The organism is Vibrio sp. 10N.222.55.C6, from assembly GCF_041473395.1.
GTDB classification, from domain to species: domain Bacteria; phylum Pseudomonadota; class Gammaproteobacteria; order Enterobacterales; family Vibrionaceae; genus Vibrio; species Vibrio crassostreae_C.
This window is the reverse complement of sequence record NZ_JBFRSD010000269.1, coordinates 1-284: the sequence shown is the minus strand read 5'-3', so window position 1 is coordinate 284 and position 284 is coordinate 1. Positions and strand designations below refer to the sequence as shown.

The window sequence follows — 284 nt, the reverse complement described above, 5'->3', positions numbered from 1 at the left end:
CACGCTGAAGAAAATGCGATTCTATTCGCTAAGCGTGATTTGGACAGTTGTGAAATATGGGTAACCCACTTCCCTTGTCCGAACTGTGCAGCAAAAATCATTCAAACAGGAATTTCAGCAGTACATTGCCCAGAGCAAAGTGAAGATTTCCTTTCTCGCTGGGGTGATAAAATCAAAGTTAGCCAAGATATGTTTGAGCAAGCTGGCGTGCAAGTCGATTGGCTGCCACTCGCTGACCTAGACTAATCTCAGAAATAGATAACAAGAACAAAAAAGCCGAGAGT

Annotated in this window: 1 protein-coding gene; it reads left to right on the top strand. The window is 43.3% G+C overall.

Features of this window, described 5'->3' with window-relative positions:
* The coding region (locus AB4486_RS23600; RefSeq protein WP_372118996.1) for a deaminase at positions 1-246 on the top strand (246 nt) is incomplete at its 5' end.
* Positions 247-284: the final 38 nt, after the last annotated feature.